Annotated in this window: 22 protein-coding genes; 10 read left to right on the top strand and 12 right to left on the bottom strand. The window is 50.3% G+C overall.

Annotated features, from left to right (window positions below; genetic code table 11):
• Positions 1–13 precede the first annotated feature (13 nt).
• Both fieF and cpxP read right to left on the bottom strand, forming a co-directional pair.
• A complete protein-coding gene (fieF, locus tag WFK85_RS19595; RefSeq protein ID WP_008457498.1) occupies positions 14–916 on the bottom strand; it encodes a CDF family cation-efflux transporter FieF in 903 nt (300 codons plus the stop codon).
• Between the two features lie 123 nt (positions 917–1,039).
• Complete coding sequence (gene cpxP / locus WFK85_RS19590) at positions 1,040–1,549, bottom strand: cell-envelope stress modulator CpxP (RefSeq protein WP_008457489.1); 510 nt, start codon at positions 1,547–1,549, stop codon at positions 1,040–1,042.
• 151 nt (positions 1,550–1,700) lie between these two features.
• Here cpxP and cpxR point away from each other — a divergent pair, with 151 nt between their 5' ends.
• The 3 genes from cpxR to trmL all read left to right on the top strand — a co-directional run bounded on the left by cpxR (position 1,701) and on the right by trmL (position 4,342).
• Positions 1,701–2,399, top strand: coding sequence for an envelope stress response regulator transcription factor CpxR (gene cpxR / locus WFK85_RS19585; RefSeq protein ID WP_008457487.1), 699 nt, complete (start codon positions 1,701–1,703; stop codon positions 2,397–2,399).
• Positions 2,396–3,766: an envelope stress sensor histidine kinase CpxA gene (gene cpxA / locus WFK85_RS19580; protein WP_008457485.1), complete on the top strand. Its 1,371-nt coding sequence runs from the start codon at positions 2,396–2,398 to the stop codon at positions 3,764–3,766. The genes cpxR and cpxA overlap by 4 nt, the downstream gene beginning before the upstream one ends.
• A gap of 102 nt (positions 3,767–3,868) precedes the next feature.
• Positions 3,869–4,342 (top strand): tRNA (uridine(34)/cytosine(34)/5-carboxymethylaminomethyluridine(34)-2'-O)-methyltransferase TrmL, encoded by a 474-nt coding sequence (trmL, locus tag WFK85_RS19575; protein ID WP_008457484.1) that lies wholly within the window; start codon positions 3,869–3,871, stop codon positions 4,340–4,342.
• On the opposite strand, the gene cysE is transcribed toward trmL, so the two are convergent.
• The 5 genes from cysE to WFK85_RS19550 all read right to left on the bottom strand — a co-directional run bounded on the left by cysE (position 4,339) and on the right by WFK85_RS19550 (position 7,480).
• Complete coding sequence (gene cysE / locus WFK85_RS19570) at positions 4,339–5,154, bottom strand: serine O-acetyltransferase (RefSeq protein ID WP_008457483.1); 816 nt, start codon at positions 5,152–5,154, stop codon at positions 4,339–4,341. The two genes, trmL and cysE, sit on opposite strands and share 4 nt — an antisense overlap.
• Before the next feature lie 78 nt (positions 5,155–5,232).
• Positions 5,233–6,252 (bottom strand): NAD(P)H-dependent glycerol-3-phosphate dehydrogenase, encoded by a 1,020-nt coding sequence (gene gpsA / locus WFK85_RS19565; RefSeq protein ID WP_336709069.1) that lies wholly within the window; start codon positions 6,250–6,252, stop codon positions 5,233–5,235.
• Positions 6,252–6,719, bottom strand: coding sequence for a protein-export chaperone SecB (gene secB, locus WFK85_RS19560; protein ID WP_008457481.1), 468 nt, complete (start codon positions 6,717–6,719; stop codon positions 6,252–6,254). The genes gpsA and secB overlap by 1 nt, the downstream gene beginning before the upstream one ends.
• Before the next feature lie 56 nt (positions 6,720–6,775).
• Positions 6,776–7,027 (bottom strand): glutaredoxin 3, encoded by a 252-nt coding sequence (gene grxC, locus WFK85_RS19555; RefSeq protein ID WP_008457480.1) that lies wholly within the window; start codon positions 7,025–7,027, stop codon positions 6,776–6,778.
• A 21-nt stretch (positions 7,028–7,048) separates the two neighbouring features.
• Entirely contained in the window at positions 7,049–7,480 is a 432-nt protein-coding gene (locus WFK85_RS19550; RefSeq protein ID WP_166995768.1) for a rhodanese-like domain-containing protein, read from the bottom strand.
• A gap of 247 nt (positions 7,481–7,727) precedes the next feature.
• Here WFK85_RS19550 and gpmM point away from each other — a divergent pair, with 247 nt between their 5' ends.
• Genes gpmM through WFK85_RS19535 form a run of 3 tightly spaced genes read left to right on the top strand, consistent with a single transcriptional unit; the run spans position 7,728 to position 11,486 of the window.
• Positions 7,728–9,275 (top strand): 2,3-bisphosphoglycerate-independent phosphoglycerate mutase, encoded by a 1,548-nt coding sequence (gpmM, locus tag WFK85_RS19545; protein ID WP_336709070.1) that lies wholly within the window; start codon positions 7,728–7,730, stop codon positions 9,273–9,275.
• A 9-nt stretch (positions 9,276–9,284) separates the two neighbouring features.
• The gene (gene envC, locus WFK85_RS19540) at positions 9,285–10,547 is read left to right on the top strand and encodes a murein hydrolase activator EnvC (RefSeq protein ID WP_336709071.1); all 1,263 of its coding nucleotides are present in this window, start codon (positions 9,285–9,287) and stop codon (positions 10,545–10,547) included.
• Between the two features lie 48 nt (positions 10,548–10,595).
• The gene (locus WFK85_RS19535; protein ID WP_336709086.1) at positions 10,596–11,486 is read left to right on the top strand and encodes a divergent polysaccharide deacetylase family protein; all 891 of its coding nucleotides are present in this window, start codon (positions 10,596–10,598) and stop codon (positions 11,484–11,486) included.
• A 39-nt stretch (positions 11,487–11,525) separates the two neighbouring features.
• On the opposite strand, the gene tdh is transcribed toward WFK85_RS19535, so the two are convergent.
• From tdh to yibB, 3 genes are all read right to left on the bottom strand, one after another.
• Positions 11,526–12,551, bottom strand: coding sequence for an L-threonine 3-dehydrogenase (gene tdh, locus WFK85_RS19530; RefSeq protein ID WP_008457475.1), 1,026 nt, complete (start codon positions 12,549–12,551; stop codon positions 11,526–11,528).
• Between the two features lie 10 nt (positions 12,552–12,561).
• Positions 12,562–13,758 (bottom strand): glycine C-acetyltransferase, encoded by a 1,197-nt coding sequence (kbl, locus tag WFK85_RS19525; RefSeq protein WP_166995775.1) that lies wholly within the window; start codon positions 13,756–13,758, stop codon positions 12,562–12,564.
• Between the two features lie 280 nt (positions 13,759–14,038).
• On the bottom strand, positions 14,039–14,896 hold the full coding sequence (gene yibB, locus WFK85_RS19520; RefSeq protein ID WP_336709072.1) for a protein YibB: 858 nt from the start codon (positions 14,894–14,896) through the stop codon (positions 14,039–14,041).
• 301 nt (positions 14,897–15,197) lie between these two features.
• Between yibB and rfaD the strand changes: the two genes are divergently transcribed.
• From rfaD to rfaL, 4 genes are read left to right on the top strand one after another with little or no spacing between them, the layout of a single operon-like run.
• Positions 15,198–16,130 carry an ADP-glyceromanno-heptose 6-epimerase gene (gene rfaD / locus WFK85_RS19515; RefSeq protein ID WP_008457465.1) on the top strand — a complete coding sequence of 311 codons (933 nt, stop codon included), beginning with the start codon at positions 15,198–15,200 and terminating at the stop codon, positions 16,128–16,130.
• Positions 16,131–16,146: 16 nt separating this feature from the next.
• Positions 16,147–17,196, top strand: coding sequence for an ADP-heptose--LPS heptosyltransferase RfaF (gene rfaF / locus WFK85_RS19510; RefSeq protein ID WP_166995779.1), 1,050 nt, complete (start codon positions 16,147–16,149; stop codon positions 17,194–17,196).
• Complete coding sequence (gene rfaC, locus WFK85_RS19505; protein ID WP_336709073.1) at positions 17,196–18,158, top strand: lipopolysaccharide heptosyltransferase RfaC; 963 nt, start codon at positions 17,196–17,198, stop codon at positions 18,156–18,158. Before rfaF ends, rfaC begins: the two co-directional genes overlap by 1 nt.
• A 28-nt stretch (positions 18,159–18,186) precedes the next feature.
• Positions 18,187–19,395, top strand: a complete 1,209-nt coding sequence (gene rfaL, locus WFK85_RS19500; protein ID WP_166995783.1) for an O-antigen ligase RfaL — start codon at positions 18,187–18,189, stop codon at positions 19,393–19,395.
• Positions 19,396–19,465: 70 nt separating this feature from the next.
• Here the strand turns inward: rfaL and WFK85_RS19495 are convergent, their stop codons facing one another.
• Entirely contained in the window at positions 19,466–20,608 is a 1,143-nt protein-coding gene (locus WFK85_RS19495; protein ID WP_336709074.1) for a lipopolysaccharide N-acetylglucosaminyltransferase, read from the bottom strand.
• A gap of 7 nt (positions 20,609–20,615) precedes the next feature.
• Positions 20,616–21,635 carry a glycosyltransferase family 8 protein gene (locus tag WFK85_RS19490; RefSeq protein WP_336709075.1) on the bottom strand — a complete coding sequence of 340 codons (1,020 nt, stop codon included), beginning with the start codon at positions 21,633–21,635 and terminating at the stop codon, positions 20,616–20,618.
• Between the last annotated feature and the right edge of the window lie 5 nt (positions 21,636–21,640).

The following is a 21,640-nucleotide window of genomic DNA, read 5'->3' as shown; positions in this document are numbered from 1 at the left end:
TTCCAACGTAAAACTAAAGCTCGAAATGCCCCTGCCGTCCCGTCGGAACAACAGAGCAAGGATCCTGGTGGATAATCACATCCGATCCTGGGAAACGCTGCAGAATCGCCTGCTCCACCTGTTCAGCCACAACATGCGCCTGAACCAGCGGTAAATTATCTTCCATCTCAATATGAAGCTGTATAAAGCGGGTCGGCCCTGACTGCCGCGTTCGGAGATCGTGAGCCCCTCTGACACCGGGCCACGCGTTCACGATATCAATAATAGCCTGACGTTCCTCGTCTGGTAACGCCCGATCAAGCAGCGATTGCACGGCTTCATAACCCATTCGCAGCGCGCTATACAAAATGTACACGCCAATACCCAAAGCAAACAGCGAATCAGCACGATGCCAACCGTACCAGGAAAGGGCCAGCGCAATAAGAATTGCGCCATTCATCATAACATCAGACTGATAATGAAGCATATCGGCCCGGACGGCCTGGCTTTGTGTTTTTCGTACCACCCAGCGCTGGAAGGTCACCAAAACTAAGGTGCTTATCAGTGCCACAATCGTCACCGCCACGCCAATGCCAGGATCTTTCATCGGTGAAGGGTCAGCCAGATGCTGAATACCGGTTAAAAACAGGAACAGGGCCGAGCCTGAGATGAACATGCTTTGTGCGAGAGCGGCCAGCGATTCCGCTTTGCCGTGACCGAATGTATGTTCTTCGTCTGCTGGCTGGAGTGAATAACGCACCACAAGCAAGTTCGTCAATGAAGCTGCGATATCGACCAGTGAGTCCACCAGCGCCGCCAGAATACTGACCGAGCCGGTATACCACCAGGCGAAAATTTTTATTAACAGTAGCAACGACGCCATGACGGTCGCCGCGATTGCAGCCCGGCTAACCAGCTGCCCATATTGTTGATTCATGGGGGCTCCCGCAGGTGAATGCCGGTAGTATAGCGGATCAGACCTGAGCGTCAGGCAAAAAAAACCCGCCTGGTGAGGCGGGGAAGACAGGGATGGTGTCTATGGCAAGGAAAACAGGGTTTGTTACTGGTTACTACGGGTACTGCTACTACTCATGGCCTGCAGCGAAACCCCCTGCTGCAGTTCCGACAGTTCACGGAGATGGTCCATGCGCTGCTGGTGTTTCTCATTTAAAGCGGCTTGCTGTTCAGGACTGAGTAAGTGGTACATTTGGTTGCGTACTTTTGCCATCTCGACCTGGCGGGCAACCTGTTCTTGTGCCATTTTTTCAGCCTGAGCTTTCACTGCCACTTCATCAAATTTATCGGCGGTGATCAGACGATGCATGATCTCCATTTCGCTAACATTAACGGGTGGGCTATCATGCCTTGCCCGGTGCATAAGATCTCGCATCTGTTGGCGCTGTTGCTCAGTCAAACTTATGCCGTCAAACATGTGGTTCTGAGCGTTGTTTCGTTTTGCCAGATTATCGCTTTGTGGCCAGTTAACGCCGGTCGGCAAATCATCGGCCGAGCTGGCTAAAGAGATAAATGCCAGTGTTGAGGCCATGACGACAGCGGTAACATTGCGCATCACTTGCTCCCGAAATCTGTGTGTGCTGCGATTCAACGAGAGCCAGTCTACGATTCCCGCTGCAAACTAGCGTCAGGGGGTGTAAAACAACGTAAAGTCATGGATTAGCGCGCCTTGATGACGTAATTTCTGCCTCGGAGGTAATTTCACAATGAATAAAATCCTGTTAGTTGATGATGACCGAGAGCTGACTTCCCTGCTAAAGGAATTGCTCGACATGGAAGGTTTTGACGTGATTGTTGCTCACGATGGTGAGCAAGCGTTGACGCTTCTGGACGACAGCATCGACCTGTTATTGCTTGACGTAATGATGCCCAAGAAAAACGGTATTGATACGTTGAAAGAACTTCGCCAGACACACCAGACACCCGTCATTATGCTTACCGCTCGCGGTAGCGAACTTGACCGTGTACTCGGCCTTGAGCTGGGTGCCGATGACTACTTACCAAAACCCTTTAACGATCGTGAGCTGGTCGCCCGTATTCGCGCCATCCTGCGTCGTTCACACTGGAGCGAGCAGCAACAAAACAGCGACAGCAGTTCACCGACGGTAGAAGTCGATGGGCTGAGCCTCAATCCAGGCCGCCAGGAAGCGAGTTTCGACGGACAAGCGCTGGACTTAACCGGCACAGAGTTTACGCTGCTGTATCTCCTCGCTCAGCATCTGGGCCAGGTGGTTTCTCGTGAACATCTGAGCCAGGAAGTATTGGGTAAACGCTTAACACCGTTCGACCGCGCCATAGACATGCATATTTCCAACTTGCGTCGTAAATTGCCGGATCGCAAAGACGGTCATCCGTGGTTTAAAACCTTACGTGGTCGCGGCTATCTGATGGTTTCCGCTTCATGATAAGTAGCCTTACCGCGCGCATTTTTGCCATCTTCTGGCTGACACTGGCTCTGGTACTGATGTTAGTTTTGATGCTGCCGAAGCTGGATTCACGCCAGATGACCGAGCTGATGGAAAATGAGCAACGTCAGGGCTACATGATTGAGCAACACGTCGAAGCTGAACTGGCAACCGATCCACCGAATGATTTGATGTGGTGGCGGCGTCTGTTCCGCGCCATCGACAAATGGGCACCTCCAGGCCAGCGTTTGCTGCTGGTCACCAGCGAAGGGCGCGTCATTGGCGCCCAACGCAACGAAATGCAGATCATCCGTAACTTTATCGGCCAGTCCGATAACGCCGATCATCCCCAGAAAAAGAAATATGGGCGAGTTGAGCTGGTTGGCCCATTTTCGGTGCGAGATGGTGAAGATAACTACCAACTTTACCTGATTCGCCCGGCCAGCAGCTCTCAATCTGACTTTATCAACCTGCTGTTCGACCGGCCTTTACTACTGCTAATTGTCACCATGCTGGTAAGTTCTCCGCTATTACTTTGGCTGGCCTGGAGCCTCGCGAAACCTGCCCGCAAGCTCAAGAATGCAGCAGATGAAGTCGCCCAGGGCAACCTACGCCAGCATCCAGAACTCGAGGCTGGGCCACAGGAATTCCAGGCCGCGGGCGCGAGCTTCAACCAAATGGTGACTGCGTTGGAGCGAATGATGACGGCGCAGCAGAGGTTGTTGTCGGATATCTCCCATGAACTCCGCACGCCGCTGACCCGCCTGCAGCTTGGAACCGCGCTACTGCGTCGCCGCAGCGGTGAGAGCAAAGAGTTGGGGCGCATAGAAACAGAAGCCCAGCGCCTGGACGGCATGATTAATGACCTGCTGGTGATGTCGCGCAATCAGCAAAAAAATGCGCTGGTCAGCGAAACAATGAAAGCGAACCAAATCTGGGCAGAAATGCTGGATAACGCTGCGTTTGAAGCCGAGCAAATGGGTAAGTCGTTGGAAGTCACCTACCCGCCGGGTCCGTGGCTGATGTACGGTAACCCAAACGCCCTGGAAAGTGCGCTGGAGAATATTGTTCGCAATGCTCTGCGTTACTCGCACACCAAGATAGCTGTGAATTTCTCCGTCGATAATCAGGGCATTACCGTCACCGTTGACGATGACGGTCCGGGTGTCAGCCCGGAAGACAGAGAGCAGATTTTCCGTCCTTTTTATCGTACGGATGAAGCACGCGATCGCGAGTCGGGGGGGACAGGTCTCGGTCTGGCTATCGTGGAAACCGCCGTGCAGCAGCATCGTGGCTGGGTAAAAGCTGACGACAGCCCGCTGGGCGGCCTGCGCCTGACGCTCTGGCTGCCGCTTTATCACCGCTGACAAACAGGATAAACATTCGCAATACCAGGCTCTACGGAGCCTGTTTTCATTTCTGCTCAGGCGCTATTTTGCTATTCTGCGCCCCTAGTTGATGGGGGTTGTATGTTAAATATCGTTTTGTTTGAGCCAGAAATTCCGCCCAATACCGGGAACATTATCCGCCTGTGCGCCAACACTGGTTTCCGCCTGCACATCATCGAGCCAATGGGCTTTCCCTGGGATGATAAACGCCTGCGTCGCGCCGGGCTGGATTATCACGAATTTACGACAGTGCTGCGCCATCGCGACTATAACGCCTTTCTGGAAGCCGAAAACCCTCAGCGCCTGTTTGCTTTAACAACCAAAGGAACACCCGCCCACAGTGCTGTGAGCTATCAGGCTGGAGATTATTTGATGTTTGGCCCGGAAACTCGCGGGCTACCCGCTGAGATACTGAACGCCATGCCGCCAGAACAAAAGATTCGCATTCCCATGATGCCGGACAGCCGCAGCATGAACCTCTCTAACTCGGTGTCCGTAGTGGTCTATGAAGCCTGGCGCCAGCTAGGGTATCAAGGCGCTGTTCTCAGAAGCTAAATGCCGTCGCCGTATTCAAAGCCTGCGCCGTTGAAGTGCTGATCCATATCTATCGCTGGCTTGTCACTTCCCGGCGTACCCACGATTCGCGCCGGCACGCCAGCTGCCGTTGTATGCGGCGGAACAGGCTGTAGCACGACGGAGCCTGCGCCAATTTTTGCGCCGGTTCCAACCTCAATATTGCCGAGGATCTTGGCACCCGCACCAATCATTACGCCTTCGCGGATTTTCGGATGGCGATCGCCACTGGTTTTACCGGTACCGCCCAGCGTGACTGATTGCAGAATAGACACATCGTTTTCGACGACCGCAGTCTCACCAATGACAATCCCGGTGGCATGGTCAAGCATAATCCCGCACCCAATTTTTGCCGCAGGGTGAATATCAACCTGGAAAGAGACGGAGACCTGGTTCTGCAAGAAGATAGCCAGCGCCTGTCGCCCCTGCAGCCAAAGCCAATGGCCAATGCGATACGCCTGCAGCGCATGGAAGCCTTTAAGATAAAGCAGCGGCGTTGAATACTTGTCTACCGCAGGGTCACGCGTACGCACCGCCTGGATGTCGCAAGCGGCAGAGGCAATCATCTGCGGATCGGCAGCGTAGGCCTCTTCAACCACTTCGCGAATGGCAATGGCCGGCATAATCGGTGAAGCCAGCTTATTGGCCAACATGTAGCTGAGCGCGTTTCCAAGATTATCGTGCTTGAGGAGCGTCGCATGATAAAAACTGGCCAACATGGGTTCACAATCCGCAAGCGCTCGCGCTTCGGCTTTAATATTGCTCCACACCAAATCCAGTTCTTCAGACGACATTGCTCTCTCCAGACAGAAAAACAACGCCCGACACCAGGGTCGGGACGTTTCAGTTATTGCGGTGTATTAGGCGATCCTTCATTTGCCGCTTCGTTCATCCTTACGAGTACGACCAAGCAACGTTAATGCTGCCTCGCGCGCATTTTTTCCGCAATACAATACCTGATAAATTTCCTCGGTTATTGGCATTTCGACGCCTACCCGAGCCGCCAGCTCGCGAACTTCTTTGGTATTGCGATAGCCTTCAACCACCTGGCCAATCTTTTGCTGTGCTCCATCTACATCCATTCCCTGACCGAGCATCATGCCAAAGCGACGGTTGCGGGACTGGTTGTCGGTACAGGTCAGTACCAGATCGCCCAAGCCGGCCATGCCCATAAAGGTTTCCGGCGAAGCACCGAGCGCGCAGCCAAGGCGAGTCATCTCCGCGAGACCACGGGTGATAAGCGCGGTACGCGCATTGGCGCCAAACCCGATGCCGTCCGACATCCCTGCGCCAATAGCGATAACGTTTTTAACCGCACCGCCAAGCTGAACGCCGATGAAATCAGGATTGCTGTAGACACGGAAGCTTTTACCGCAGTGCAGAAGATGTTGGAGGTCATCCGCAAACTGGTCATCGGTTGCCGCAAGCGAAATCGCCGTCGGTAAACCTGCTGCCAGCTCTTTCGCGAATGTTGGGCCAGAAATGACGGCCAGGGGAACATCATCCCCCAGCGCCTCACGGGCAACATCCTGCAGTAGACGACCCGTTTCAGCTTCCAGCCCTTTTGTCGCCCACACAATACGTGCATCCGGGCGCATCAGCGGCTTGATTTGGCGCAACACTTGCCCAAACACATGGCTCGGTACAACCACCAGAATATTACGGCTGGCGGCCAACGCTACGGCTAAATCACTCTCAAGATGTAAAGTGTCGGGAAAAGGGACATCGGGCAGGAAAGCCGCATTGCAGCGATCGGCCTGCAGCGTGGCAATATGTTTGGCATCATGACCCCACAACACAACGTGGTGGCCATTTCTCGCAAGGGTGATTGCGAGAGCGGTGCCGTAAGAGCCGGCACCGATAACAGTCATTGAAGCATTAAGGCTGTTCATCAGGCATCCTGATGGTTTTCAGCACCTTCGCCAGCTTGCTGCTGCAGATAATTCATGAACAACGCATCGAAGTTAACCGGTGCAAGGTTCAGCTGCGGGAAAGTGCCGCGAGAAACCAGGCTAGTGATACATTCACGCGCATATGGGAACAGAATGTTCGGGCAGTATGCGCCCAGGCAATGCGCCAGCTGCGTGCCTTCGATACCGTCAACGGAGAAGATACCCGCCTGCTGAACTTCACACAGGAAAGCGGTGTCTTCACCCAGCGTAGCGGTCACGGTTACGCGCAGCACAACTTCATAAACATTTTCAGCCAGTTGGCTGGATGCAGTATCCAGATCCAGTTTTACTTCCGGCTGCCAGTCTTTCTGGAAAACGTGCGGTGCGTTAGGTGCTTCGAAAGAGACATCCTTGGTGTAAACACGCTGAATCTGGAAACCCATTTCTGTATTGTTTTGTTCTGACATTGTTAACCCTTAAATTTAAACGTCCTTACTCTGCGATACACGGCAGACAAACCGCACTAGCTCAGCAGGGGATCGAGTCCACCACGCGCATCCAGTGCGTACAAGTCATCGCAACCGCCAATGTGCTGTGCGTCAATAAAAATCTGCGGTACCGTGGTGCGACCACTGCGTTTGATCATCTCTTCCCGCTTAGCGGCATCACCATCAATAGGTAATTCCTGAAACGCCACGCCTTTTTCGTTCAGCAGGGCTTTTGCACGGTGGCAAAAAGGACAAGTCGCTTTGGTATAGATCTCAATATTCGCCATGGTTTACCTCAGTTTTCCAGATTATTTACCGCGAACCAGCGGCAGGTTTTCCCCGCTCCAGCCGGCAATACCTTCTTTTAGCAGCGCAACCTGCTCAAAACCAGCCTTGTGCAACAAAGCCGCTGATTCTTGTGAAGAAACACCGTTAGCGCATACCACAATAATGGGCTTCGCTTTATGCTTTTCAAGTTCACCCAAGTTGCCGTTTTTGATTTCAGTTGGCAGCACGTTCAGTGAATTTGCAATGTGGCCTTTACGGAAGTCGTCACGCTGGCGCACATCAACCACCACCGCATCTTCTTTGTTAATTAAGCGAGTAGCTTCACCACGAGTGATCACTTTAACTTTAGAGGCCAGGCCTTTAAAGGTCATGAAAAGTACCGCGGCCAGCAGGCCAACCCACGCCAGACTAAGTATGGGGTGGCGACCAACGAATTGCATAATTTCTTGCATGGGGGGTAATAACTCCCGACTAAGTAATGATGAGAAAACCAGGTGGGGAGTATACCTTCGCGTTGTGGCAATTACAGCCAGTCTGAATAATGTTATGTGGATTCTGCGGGCTGTTACGGAAAAAAAGAACCAGACTGATGAAATCCGATCGCCATCCAACCTCTTTCTTTGATCTTCTGCGGCTATTCGCCCGGATCGGCTGTAGTAAAATTACGCAAATTTTGTCTTAGACTCAGAGGTTGTTGCAATGTCGGTTACTAAAAAACCTATGGTCCTGGTCATTCTCGATGGCTATGGCCACCGCGAAGAGCAGCAGGATAACGCGATTCTTAATGCTAAAACGCCGGTGATGGATAGCCTGTGGGCCCAGCGCCCGCATACCCTGATCAACGCATCAGGCCTGGAAGTCGGCCTGCCAGACGGGCAAATGGGTAACTCCGAAGTGGGCCACGTCAACCTCGGTGCCGGCCGCATCGTCTACCAGGATCTGACTCGCCTGGACGTTGAAATTAAAGAACGTGCTTTCTTTGCTAACCCGGTCCTGACCTGTGCGGTAGACAAAGCCGTTGCCGCCGGTAAAGCGGTACATATCATGGGTCTGGTTTCTCCCGGTGGCGTTCACAGCCATGAAGACCATATTCTGGCGATGATCGAGCTGGCGGCCGAGCGAGGCGCTGAAGCTATTTATCTGCATGCTTTCCTTGATGGCCGTGACACGCCGCCACGCAGCGCAGAGTCTTCCCTGAAGAAATTTGCCGACAAGTTCGCTGAGCTGGGCAAAGGCCGCGTTGCCACCCTGATTGGCCGTTACTACGCTATGGACCGCGACAACCGCTGGGATCGCGTTGAGCTGGCTTACGACCTGATGACTCAGGCCAAAGGGGAATTCCAGGCAGACAATGCGGTTGCTGGTCTGGAAGCCGCTTACGCTCGTGACGAAAACGATGAATTCGTTAAGCCAACCGTGATTCGCGCCGCAGGTGAAGCCGAATCTGCTATGAACGACGGCGATGCATTAATCTTCATGAACTTCCGTGCTGACCGTGCCCGCCAGATCACTCGCGCCTTTGTTAACGGCGATTTCGACGGCTTCAGCCGCAAAAAAGTGGTGCAGTTTGGCGACTTCGTGATGCTGACTGAATATGCCGCAGACATTAAAACGGCCTGCGCTTACCCACCAGCGTCACTGACCAATACTTTCGGTGAGTGGATGGCGAAACACAATAAAACTCAGTTACGCATCTCCGAAACCGAGAAATACGCTCACGTGACCTTCTTCTACAACGGCGGCGTTGAAGAGCCGTTCGCGGGTGAAGATCGCGTCCTGGTGAATTCTCCGAAAGTGGCGACCTACGATTTGCAGCCTGAAATGAGCTCTGCTGAACTGACCGATAAGCTGCTGAGTGCCATCAACAGCGGCAAGTACGACACCATCATCTGCAACTACCCGAACGGTGACATGGTTGGCCACACCGGCGTCTATGATGCTGCGATTTCCGCCGTTGAAGCCCTCGACAACTGTGTCGCTCAGGTGGTTAAAGCCGTTGAGGCCGTTGGCGGTCAGCTGTTGATCACTGCAGATCACGGTAACGCTGAGCAAATGCGCGACCCGGCTACCGGCCAGGCCCATACCGCGCACACCAGCCTGCCGGTCCCGCTGATCTATGTGGGTGAAAAAAACCTGAAAGCTGTCGCTGGCGGCAAGCTTTCGGACATCGCGCCAACCATGTTGAGCCTGATGGGAATGGAAATCCCGCACGAGATGACTGGCAAGCCGCTGTTCATCGTGGAATAATCCCTCCCCATGAGGGGAAAGGCGATTTTTTCAAAGACATGGGCTGTGAAGCCCGTTATCTACGCCAGCGTGTTTAGCGCTGGCGTGTTGTTATGGCCTTTTTCCAGCCACGCTGACGACAAGCAGCAGCTGCAATCCATTCAACAGGATATCGCTGCCAAAGAGCGTGCGGTGCGTCAGCAGCAGCAGCAACGTTCCGTTTTACTCGCTCAGCTCAAAGCTCAGGAAGAAGCGATTTCCGCGGCCAGCCGTAAGCTGCGCGAAACCCAGAACACCCTCGCCGATTTAAACAATCAAATCGCGACGCTGAACAACTCCCTCGCCAAACTGCAAAAACAGCAGGCAACCCAGGAACGTAACCTGGCTGCTCAGCTAGATGCGGCGTTTCGTCAGGGTCAGCATACTGGTATTCAGTTGATTCTTAGCGGCGAAGAAAGCGAGCGTGGCCAGCGCCTGCAGGCCTATTTCGGTTACCTTAATGCTGCGCGTCAGCAGACTATCGAAGCGTTAAAACAGACCAAAGCAGAAGCCGCACAGCAGAAAACCGAGCTGGAAAGTAAGCAAAGCGAGCAGCAAACCTTGCTGTATGACCAGCAGGCGCAACAGGCCAAGCTGGAGAGCGCCCGCAACGAACGCAAAAAGACGCTGGCAGGCCTGGAATCCTCCATTCAGCAGGATCAGCAGAAGCTGAGTGAGATGCGCCAGAACCAGACGCGCTTACAAAATCAGATAGCCCGTGCAGAAGCAGCGGCAAAAGCTCGAGCCGAGCGTGAGGCACGCGAAGCAGAGCAGGTTCGTAATAAACAGCAGGAAGCCTCCAACAAAGGCACAACATACAAGCCAACCGAAAGCGAACGTTCATTAATGTCGAGAACAGGTGGCCTGGGTGCGCCACGTGGGCAGGCATACTGGCCGGTTCGCGGTTCGTTACTGCATCGCTATGGCGAACAGCTGCAAGGTGAACTACGTTGGAAAGGTATCGTTATTGCGGCGTCAGAAGGCACAGAAGTTAAAGCCATTGCCGACGGACGCGTGATCCTTGCCGACTGGCTTCAGGGCTATGGTCTTGTTGTCGTCATTGAACACGGTAAAGGCGATATGAGTCTCTACGGCTACAACCAGAGCGCGTTGGTCAGCGTCGGCACCCAGGTACGTGCCGGACAACCTATTGCACTGGTCGGTAGCAGTGGCGGCCAGGGCCGTCCGTCACTCTATTTCGAAATTCGTCGCCAGGGCCAGGCAGTGAATCCACAACCGTGGTTGGGAAGATAAGTTTTGCCTCAGTTCCGCACCGTTTTTTTCGCCGCCGCCAGCGGGCTAATGCTGGCAACCTCCGCGTGGGCCGGTAAGCTCTCAATCGTCATCGACGACTTCGGCTATCGTCCTCAACAGGAAAACCAGGTTCTGGCCCTGCCGACTAACGTCTCTGTCGCCGTGCTACCCAACGCACCACACGCTCGCGAAATGGCCACTAAAGCCCATAATGCCGGGCACGAAGTTCTGATCCATCTGCCGATGGCGCCACTTAGCAAACAACCGCTAGAGAAAGATACGCTCCGCCCGGACATGAGCAGTAGCGAAATCGAGAGAATTATCCGCGACGCGGTGAACAAAGTCCCTTATGCAGTTGGGATGAATAACCATATGGGCAGCGCGATGACCTCCAGCCTGTTCGGTATGCAAAAAGTGATGCTGTCGCTGGAGCAGTACAATCTCTATTTCCTGGACAGCATGACCATCGGTAACAGCCAGGCCACGCGCGCCGCGGCCGGCACTCGCGTCAAAGTGATTAAGCGGAAAGTATTCCTCGACGATACTCAGAACGAAGCGGATATCCGCTTTCAGTTCAATCGCGCTATCCAGCTTGCTCGCAAAACCGGGTCAGCAATCGCCATCGGTCACCCCCATCCTTCAACGGTTCGTGTCCTCCAGCAGATGGTGTACAACCTGCCGCCGGACATCACGCTGGTGCGGCCGAGCAGCCTGCTTAATGAGCCACAGGTAGATACCTCAACGCCGAATAATACTCAGCCGGGGAAACTGCCACCGCCGCGTAACCCGTTCCGTGGCGTGAAGGTGTGTAAACCGAAACAGCCTCTTGAGCCGGTGTATGCCACCACCTACTTTAAAGTCATCAGTGAAAGTATTGCCGAGAGCGCGCTGGTGAAGTATCTCCAGCATCAGTGGCAGGGTTGGCCTAAACAGGCCTGATTGAAAAACCAGAGGGCGCGATGCCCTCTGGTTCAATGATTAATCCCAGCTCAGGATAACTTTGCCTGACTGCCCGGAGCGCATCGCGTCAAAGCCTTTCTGGAACTCATCAATAGAGAAGCGGTGGGTGATAATCGGGGACAGATCCAGGCCAGACTGAATCAGGGCGGCCATCTTGTACCAGGTTTCAAACATCTCGCGGCCATAGATACCTTTAATAAACAACCCCTTAAAGATAACTTTGGTCCAGTCGATAGACATATCTGACGGCGGGATCCCCAGCATCGCAATACGGCCACCGTGATTCATGGTGTCAAGCATGGTGCGGAACGCCGGTGGTGCGCCGGACATCTCCAGACCCACGTCAAACCCTTCGGTCATCCCCAGCTCGCTCATCACGTCCTGCAGGCTTTCTTTGCTGACGTTGACCGCACGAGTGATTCCCATTTCACGCGCCAGCTCGAGGCGGTATTCGTTCACGTCGGTAATCACTACGTTACGCGCACCGACATGCTTTGCTACTGCCGCCGCCATGATCCCGATAGGGCCCGCGCCGGAGACCAGCACATCTTCGCCCACCAGGTCGAACGAAAGTGCCGTGTGCACTGCGTTGCCGAACGGGTCGAAGATGGAAGCCAGGTCGTCTGAGATATTGTCCGGGATCTTGAACGCATTAAACGCCGGGATAACCAAATACTCAGCAAAACAGCCAGGGCGGTTCACACCCACGCCGGTAGTGTTACGGCACAGGTGGGTACGCCCACCACGGCAGTTACGACAGTGTCCACAGGTGATGTGCCCTTCGCCGGAAACGCGATCGCCAATCTTGAAGCCTTTCACTTCCTGGCCTATGCCGACCACTTCACCCACGTATTCGTGGCCCACAACCATAGGAACAGGAATGGTTTTTTGCGACCATTCGTCCCAGTTGTAAATATGGACGTCGGTCCCGCAAATCGCCGTTTTACGAATTTTGATCAGCAGATCGTTATGACCCATTTCCGGCTTGGGAGCATCCGTCATCCAGATGCCTTCTTCCGCCTTCAGTTTTGCTAATGCTTTCATGACCGCTCCCTTAAGCGATAACGCCTAATTGCTTACCGATGCGCGTAAACGCATCTACCGCACGTTCAATTTGCTCAGGAGTATGCGCCGCCGACATTTGGGTGCGAATACGCGCCTGACCTTTTGGCACCACCGGGTAGAAGAAACCGGTGACATAAATACCTTCTTTTTGCAGCTCGCGCGCAAAGTTTTGCGCCACAACTGCTTCACCAAGCATCACTGGAATAATGGCGTGATCTGCACCTGCAAGCGTAAATCCGGCAGCGCTCATTTTTTCACGGAACAGACGAGCGTTTGACCACAGACGCTCACGCAGCTCTTCGCCTGACTCCAGCATTTCCAGTACCTTGATAGAGGCGGAAACAATGGCTGGCGCGAGTGAATTTGAGAAAAGGTAAGGACGGGAACGCTGGCGAAGCCATTCGATAACTTCTTTGCGACCTGCGGTATAGCCACCAGAAGCACCGCCCAGCGCTTTACCCAGCGTGCCGGTAATAATATCAACCCGGTCCATGACATCGCAGTATTCGTGCGTACCGCGCCCATTGGCACCAACAAAGCCCACGGCGTGGGAGTCATCGACCATAACCAGCGCATTGTACTTATCCGCCAGATCGCAAACGCCCTGCAGGTTGGCAATCACACCGTCCATTGAGAACACGCCATCGGTGGCAATCATCACATTGCGAGCACCGGCCGCACGAGCCTCTTTCAGGCGAGCTTCCAGTTCCTGCATATCGTTGTTGGCATAGCGATAACGCTGTGCTTTACACAGGCGCACACCGTCGATAATTGAGGCATGGTTCAGTGCGTCAGAAATGATGGCATCTTCCGGCCCGAGCAGCGTCTCAAACAGGCCGCCATTGGCGTCGAAGCAGGAAGAGTAAAGAATCGCATCGTCCGTTCCCAGGAAATCGGCCAGCTTGCTTTCCAACTGTTTATGGCTGTCCTGAGTACCGCAAATAAAGCGGACCGAAGCCATCCCAAAACCGTGTTTATCCATCCCCTGTTTAGCCGCTTCAATCAGCTGCGGATGGTTAGCAAGACCCAGATAGTTGTTGGCGCAGAAGTTAATAACGTGGCTACCGTCCGCGACGGTGATGTCCGCCTGCTGGGCGGAGGTGATAATACGTTCTTCTTTAAAAAGCCCTTCTGCTCGAGCGGTTTCGAGTTGGGAAGTCAGCTGTTGGTAAAAATCTTCGCGCATCGCGATTCTCCAGGCATGGCAAGTTTTGGCACATCTTACCCAAACCTATATCACCAGGCGAGATGACGCTTCAGGGATTCTTAATTTTGCAGGATAAATCACGCTAGAATGCGAGGCGGACAGGGGCTTTAAGCGGTATGAAGACCGTGCAGGAATTATCATTAACACATTGAATAATAATAAAAATATTGAAATCATTAAAATCCTGACAGGTCAGATAGATTCCCGTATATCTGACCTGTTGAAATCATCTTCAGATGATTTATTCCCTCAGCAGGGGCTACTTCCTCGAGAGAAAAATTCTAAGCGCCTGCAGTCTGGCGCCTAAAGCGGAGTGCCTGAAGCAACGGAACAGGTCGAACCATTTTCCTTTCCCAAGATAATTCAGGGTGAATAATTCAGGGCGTTTGTAATAACAGAGAACAAATATACCCTGATCATCATCCACGATATTATTTTTCAGCGTAATTTTCTGGCTTTCCGTTACCAGAGAATAAAACTCTTGCCATTTACTCTGAGAACCGACAATAGCACCGCCGATAATATAAACATGGTTGCCAATCATAAAGTCAAATGCCTGTTTCAACGACGTAACATTTAGCCCTTTCTTGATGGTAAAAAGATGCATGGTATTTTTATTAAATGGAAAATCCCACACTTTTAAACCACGAATTACTTTAGATTCCCGGCAATAGCCAAAATCAACCCATGCAACCAGTGGTGTTTTTATTAACCCATCATTAATGGCTTTGTTAACAAAGTAGGATTTTAAATTACAGACTAGCACGTACTCTGGCGACCAATATTCAGGGTTTTTTAACTGATGGGTCTCTAATTGATTGATAAAACTCTCGTCCTGCTGAACCCTCTCAATAAGACGCCGAATATGTTTAAATTTGTTTTTTATATCAATGGCAATAACCGTAGTAGGCTTTCCCTGTCGAATGGCTTCAACTCTTTCCTTGAGATCGGGTGAAGTGAATACCACCATATCATTTTCTAAAGCGGCCAATCGCTCGAAGTAATTAAAATAAACATCTACAGAGCGGGCAAGATTATCACGGAACCCTTTATTAGCAGTCCACTCCCCTCTACCGAGGTCAAAATAAGCCGTTACAATTGTGGTAGATGATTTCATCGCTAATAAAAACCATTAATATAAATAAATATTATATCACAATCATTTACCTTCTGTACACAGTACGCTTTGCGTTCAGTTCGGCCTTAACGAATACAATAATTCCCCGGCAAACATTAAAATAAAAATAATATGAAATTAAATAGCAGGTAAACCCAGGAAAAGTCAATCGGGCTTAAACCACCTGGATGACAAACCTGGCGCATTGTGTAAATGGCTGAAGCGATGCAAATGTAATGGTATGATTATGCACATTCATGTCTGAGATTGTCTCTGACTCCATAATTTTAAGGCTACAGTTATGATCATCGTTACTGGCGGCGCCGGCATGATCGGCAGCAACATTGTTAAGTCACTGAACGAACAAGGCTATCGCGATATCCTGGTGGTAGATAACCTGAAGGATGGGACTAAATTTGTTAACCTGGTTGATCTGGACATCACCGACTACATGGATAAGGAAGACTTCCTGATCCAAATTATGGCCGGGGAAGAGTTCGGTGATATCGACGCCATCTTCCATGAAGGGGCCTGCTCGTCCACGACCGAGTGGGACGGCAAGTACATGATGGACAACAACTATCAGTACTCTAAAGAAATCCTGCACTACTGCCTGGAGCGCGAAATTCCGTTCCTGTATGCCTCTTCTGCCGCCACCTACGGCGGGCGCAATGCAGATTTCATCGAATCCCGCGAATATGAACAGCCGCTGAACGTGTACGGTTACTCAAAATTCCTGTTTGATGAATATGTTCGCCAGATCCTGCCAGAAGCAAACTCTCAGGTGACCGGCTTCCGCTACTTTAACGTCTACGGGCCGCGCGAAGGCCACAAAGGCAGCATGGCGAGCGTGGCATTCCATCTCAATACTCAGTTGAATAACGGTGAGAACCCAAAACTGTTTGAAGGCAGCGACGGCTTCAAGCGTGACTTCATCTATGTGGGTGATGTTGCCGCCGTTAACCTCTGGTTCTGGCAAAATGGCGTTTCCGGTATTTTCAACTGCGGTACCGGTCGTGCGGAATCCTTCCAGGCCGTGGCAGACGCAGCGCTGGCGTATCACAACAAAGGCAGCATCGAGTACATTCCTTTCCCGGAAAAGCTAAAAGGTCGCTATCAGGCTTATACTGAAGCTGACTTAACCAATCTGCGCGCTGCGGGTTACGACAAGCCGTTCAAAACCGTTGCCCAAGGGGTTGCGGAATACATGAAATGGTTAAATCGCGACGCATAAGCTGCACAGGAAAAGCATGAAAATTCTGGTGATTGGCCCGTCATGGGTGGGCGACATGATGATGTCGCAAAGTCTTTATCGCACGCTCAAGGCGCGTTATCCCCAGGCGATCATTGACGTGATGGCACCCGCGTGGTGCCGTCCGCTATTATCGCGTATGCAGGAAGTGAACGAAGCCATCGCCATGCCTTTGGGCCACGGTGCGTTGCAAATCGCAGAGCGTCGTCGCCTTGGACGCAGCCTGCGGGACAAACGCTATGACCATGCGTACGTTCTGCCAAACTCGTTTAAGTCCGCGCTGGTGCCTTTTTTTGCCAACATACCTCACCGTACGGGTTGGTTGGGCGAGATGCGTTACGGCCTGCTGAATGACAGCCGTAAGCTGGACAAACAAGCCTGGCCATTGATGGTAGAGCGCTACGTCGCCCTGGGTTATGAAAAAGGCATAATGCAGTCGGCTAAAGACCTCCCGCAGCCGCTCCTGTGGCCTCAACTACATGTTAGTGAAGGTGAAAAAACACAGACTTGCGCTGCTTTTAATCTTGATCCACAGCGTCCGATGATTGGTTTCTGCCCTGGAGCAGAGTTCGGCCCGGCAAAACGTTGGCCGCACTATCATTACGCCGCGCTCGCAGCAAAACTCATCGATGCGGGCTATCAGGTTGTGCTCTTCGGCTCAGCCAAGGATAAGGACGCAGGTAAAGAGATTCTTGCTGCTCTCACCACTGAACAGCAGGCATGGTGCCGTAACCTTGCCGGGGATACCCAGCTTGAACAGGCCGTGATATTGCTTGCCGCTTGCGAGGGTGTGGTCACCAATGATTCCGGCCTGATGCATGTCGCAGCTGCGCTCAACCGTCCTCTGGTCGCACTTTATGGTCCCAGCAGCCCGGATTTCACCCCACCACTTTCCCACAAAGCGAGAGTTATTCGCTTGATCAGCGGCTACCATAAAGTGCGTAAAGGCGATGCTGCTGAGGGCTATCATCAAAGCCTGATCGATATCACACCAGAAAGCGTGCTGGTTACATTGACTGAACTGCTAACCAGCAGCAAGGAAGACTAATGCGCGTCCTTCTCGTTAAAACGTCTTCGATGGGCGATGTTCTCCACTCTCTTCCTGCGCTTACAGACGCGATGCTGGCAATGCCGGGAATTTCGTTCGATTGGGTGGTAGAAGAAGGTTTCGCACAGATACCAGGCTGGCACCCCGCCGTAGATAAAGTGATTCCCGTCGCGATCCGTCGCTGGCGTAAAAGCTGGTTCTCCGCTGAAACCCGCGCGGAACGAAAAGCTTTTTATTATCAGCTTGAAGCAAGAAAGTACGACTGCGTCATTGATGCTCAGGGCCTGGTAAAAAGCGCAGCGTTGGTGACTCGAAAAGCACATGGCATCAAGCATGGCATGGACTGGAACAGTGCCCGTGAACCTCTGGCAAGCCTGTTTTATAACAAACGCCATAATGTGGCCAGGCAGCAGCACGCCGTGGAACGTACTCGTGAACTTTTTGCCAAAAGTTTGGGTTACGCAAAACCGCAATCTCAGGGTGATTATGCGATTTCAGGGCATTTTCTTACTAATCCGAAAGAAAGTGCGGAAAAGTATGCGATATTTTTACACGCAACAACTCGAGATGATAAACACTGGCCAGAAGAAAATTGGCGGGAGCTGATTGAGCTATTGAAGGCAACCGGACTGCGGATAAAACTCCCTTGGGGGGCACCGCACGAAGAAGAACGAGCCAAACGACTGGCGGCAGGATTTAGCTTTGTGGATGTTCTGCCAAAATTAACGCTTGAAGAAGTCGCCAAAGTTCTGGCGAATGCCAAATTTGTGGTTTCTGTTGATACAGGATTAAGCCATCTTACGGCAGCATTGGACCGACCGAATGTGACGCTTTACGGACCTACAGATCCGGGCCTCATTGGCGGGTATGGAAAAAATCAGGTCGTGTGCCGCGCACCGGGTAACAGACTTGAAAATTTGACTGCCTTTACAGTCTTGAATCAACTTACGACAAGCCTGTAAGTACGCGAATTTCGATATCGGAGAAGAGATGGCCCTCACATTATTTTTTTCTAATGAGAAAAAAAACTGGACCTTATACTGGAATAGAACGCTTGTATTCTTATTTATTGCCACTTATTTTTTAGGTGGCATAACGCGTTATAAACACCTCATTGTTATATTGATGACGCTCACAACTCTTGTATATCTGTGTAAGCAGCCTAGACAATTTCTGCCAGAATTCAAAAATTTTCTATTTTTTAGCATAGCTGTTTTGACTTTCGCCGTGTTTCTTTCGCTGTTTCAGACACCTGATTTCAAAGCAACCCTGAAGGAAATCAGCAAGTCTGTCCTGGAAAACACTCTTTTATGTACAATTTCCATTCCCGTACTGCTGAGAAATGAAAGCAAAGAGTTAATTTCAAAAATAATTTTCTTTTCATTTATTACAGCGCTGAGTCTACGTTGCATATCAGAGATCGTGCTTTACTACCAAGAGTACACACAGGGTGTCATGCCATTTATCGATTTCAGACATCGTGGTATATCCGACTCGTTGGTATTCCTTTTCCCTGCCTTATTGAGCATGTGGTTAATAAAATCTGTTAAGTATAAGGTTGCCTTTGTTCTGCTAAGCGCGGTCTATCTGTTTCTTATTTTAGGCACACTTTCCCGTGGCGCTTGGCTTTCTGTATTAACTGTTGGCTTACTGTGGGTTGTGTTAAACCGGCAATGGAAATTATTGATTGCCGGGATTTTAATTTCTACCTTGACACTCGGCGCAATTTTGACGCAAGAAAAAATACCAACAACTTTAATGACTAAACTTCAGCAGACAGACAGCTCCAATCGTTATTCAAATGGTGTGCAAGGTAGCGCAATGAATCTTATCATGGAAAATCCTTTGCTGGGATACGGCTTTGGAAATACAGCCTATAAAGATGTCTATAACAAACGTGTGGTTGATTATCCCAACTGGACCTTTAGAGAGTCTCCCGGGCCACACAACCTGGCATTGTTTGTCTGGTTTGGCGCCGGCTTACTCGGATTCGCAGGCCTGCTACTCACCTATGCAGCGATAATTAAAGAATGTACTTCCAACGCCTTCAAGAAAAGCTCGTCCTTCCCGGTAAATGCACACATGATAATCTTGTTATCATTTATCGGCTATTTCCTCATTCGAGGAAATGTTGAACAAATACAGCTAGACCTGCTTGGCGTATTGGTTGGGTTATTGATAGCACTGAATAAAAAATAACAAAAAAAAGGCTACATCACGTAGCCTTTTTTATGCTTAAACTAAAGCAAGTATGTAAGAGAAATTTTAGTTAGTGAAACCAATTATTAATCACGTCTTCAAATCTCTGAGTGACTCCGGCCCAACTAAAATGATTATAAACAAAGTGTTGCCCACATTTTGCCATGTCATTTATATCCGGACTTTGCAGTGTGCTCATGATATCTTGAGCAATAGAGTCTGCAGTCATGGGCTCTCGCAGATGAAAACCTGTCTCTTTTTCCCTGACGAATTCAACCATGCCGCCACGGGTGCTGACCAATACCGGCTTGCCTGCCCCCATTGCCTCAATAGCCACCATGCAAAATGGTTCCTGAAACTGAGAAGGAATGACAACCAGGTCAGCCAGAGGATAGTAACGGTGCATATTTTCCGGCGCTATGCTTCCTAACATAATACATCGCCCCTGCAAACGCTCGGCAATCTCTCTGACCTCACGCTGATAAGCGCCATTATCCGCTTTGTTCACCTCCAGGTGATCGCCAACCACTACGAGTTTCATATCGTCATGTTCTCTGGCCAACTTTTCAAACGCCTGCATGAGCAATAAAATCCCCTTATCCGGAACAATACGCCCCGCATAGAAGAGGACTTTATCATTCTCAGAAATGCCCAGATCTGCTTTAGAAACAGGGGTATAAGCAGATTGATAAACATCCAAATCAATGCCATTAGCAACCACTTTAATATCGGCTTTCGGCAAAAGATTCTGATAAAAATCTCTTAAGAAATTGCTCGGCACAATCATTTTTACATCCTGGTCCAACCCTTTGGGTTCGAACGCATTATGCATATGGATGACGATTTTCTGCTGAGGAGCACGTTGTCTGATTTGCCGATAAAGCTTCATGCTGTTATGCACAACGACAATGCTGTCATCCGTAATATGAAAATCTTTCGCAATATTCAGTATTCGCTGCGAATACGGCAGTGGATCAAGGCGAGTCCACTTCTGGAAGATGCGCTTATAAATGCGGCTGAATCCAATGCGATGGATACTACAGTTATCGTTTACAGGGGTAAAATCTGTATACCCTTCATTTTTAATGCATACCAAGCGATTGGGAATAGACGTTCTCTGTGCGACCTGGTACATCCACGTTTCAACTGCAGCGGCACCGCGCGGAGGAATAGAAAATATAGGTGTGACAGTAAATATAATTTTATCAGCCATATAATTTTCAACCCTGCATTAAATTATATTTAATCGCAGCGCAAAGGCCACCAAAAACTTTGCCTTGATAAAGCAAATGTTTATATTTCTCTCTATACTCATGCTTTTTAACTGCACTTTGATAAGGTATATTCTGCCACGGGGAAACATCATAAACGTTACGGAAAAACTGTGCTGACGGATAATTAGCCCAGTCATGCCAGGGTTTTGTCACGCCCGTATAATGTATAAACACCGTGCTTTCCTTAATGAACTCACTGTAATATTTACTGTTTTTATTCTCAAACTCAGATTTTAGAGAGTAGATGGTATTGTATTCCCGGGGCAGTATTCTTGCGTGATGAAGGAATATAATATTAAGAATATCCTGGTCCGGATACTTTAATTTTCCAACCACACTCTCATCTGAAAGTAAGTTGAAAAATCTTTCCGTTAAGCTTGATTTTAGCCATTGATTTAAGTTTATGTACATTACCCCAGAATTGAAGTAATTCCCTTCGAATTCTGGATTTTGTAGACGCACAGCACTTTTCTTTTGCATAGTGTCAACATCAATAACCACTGCGCCGTACTCTTCATTAAATTCTAAAGAAGCTAAAGATTGCAATGAGCCTTTACATATAACATCGGCATCCAGATATAAAAGACTATCAAGACGCTCAGAGAAATAATCAAAAGAAAGCAAGCGATAGTATATTGATACTGGCCAAATGTTTGTTTTCGGCAAAGACCTTAGCGGGGCAGAATCAATGTGATAGATTTTTATAACCGTCTTATATTGCTCGGCTAACTGTGTTAAAAGCTCAACATACTCATTATCTAAGTAATCAGCGATAATATGAAAGGTAAAATCAATATCACCCTTTTTATTATTCTCAAGAATGGAAGCAATCGATATCGCGGCACCTATCTGATAATTTTTATCGATACCCCATGAAATATTGAATGTTTCCCGATCATCACACTTTACAAGGCGCCGATCCAGAACAATGATTTCGTTAAATTGTGTGATTTGTTTAAAGTTCAATGTCA

This window comes from Cedecea sp. VD22 (assembly GCF_037150195.1).
GTDB lineage: Bacteria > Pseudomonadota > Gammaproteobacteria > Enterobacterales > Enterobacteriaceae > Cedecea.
The sequence above is the reverse complement of the archived record's forward strand: the minus strand, read 5'-3'. Positions and strand labels throughout refer to the sequence as shown.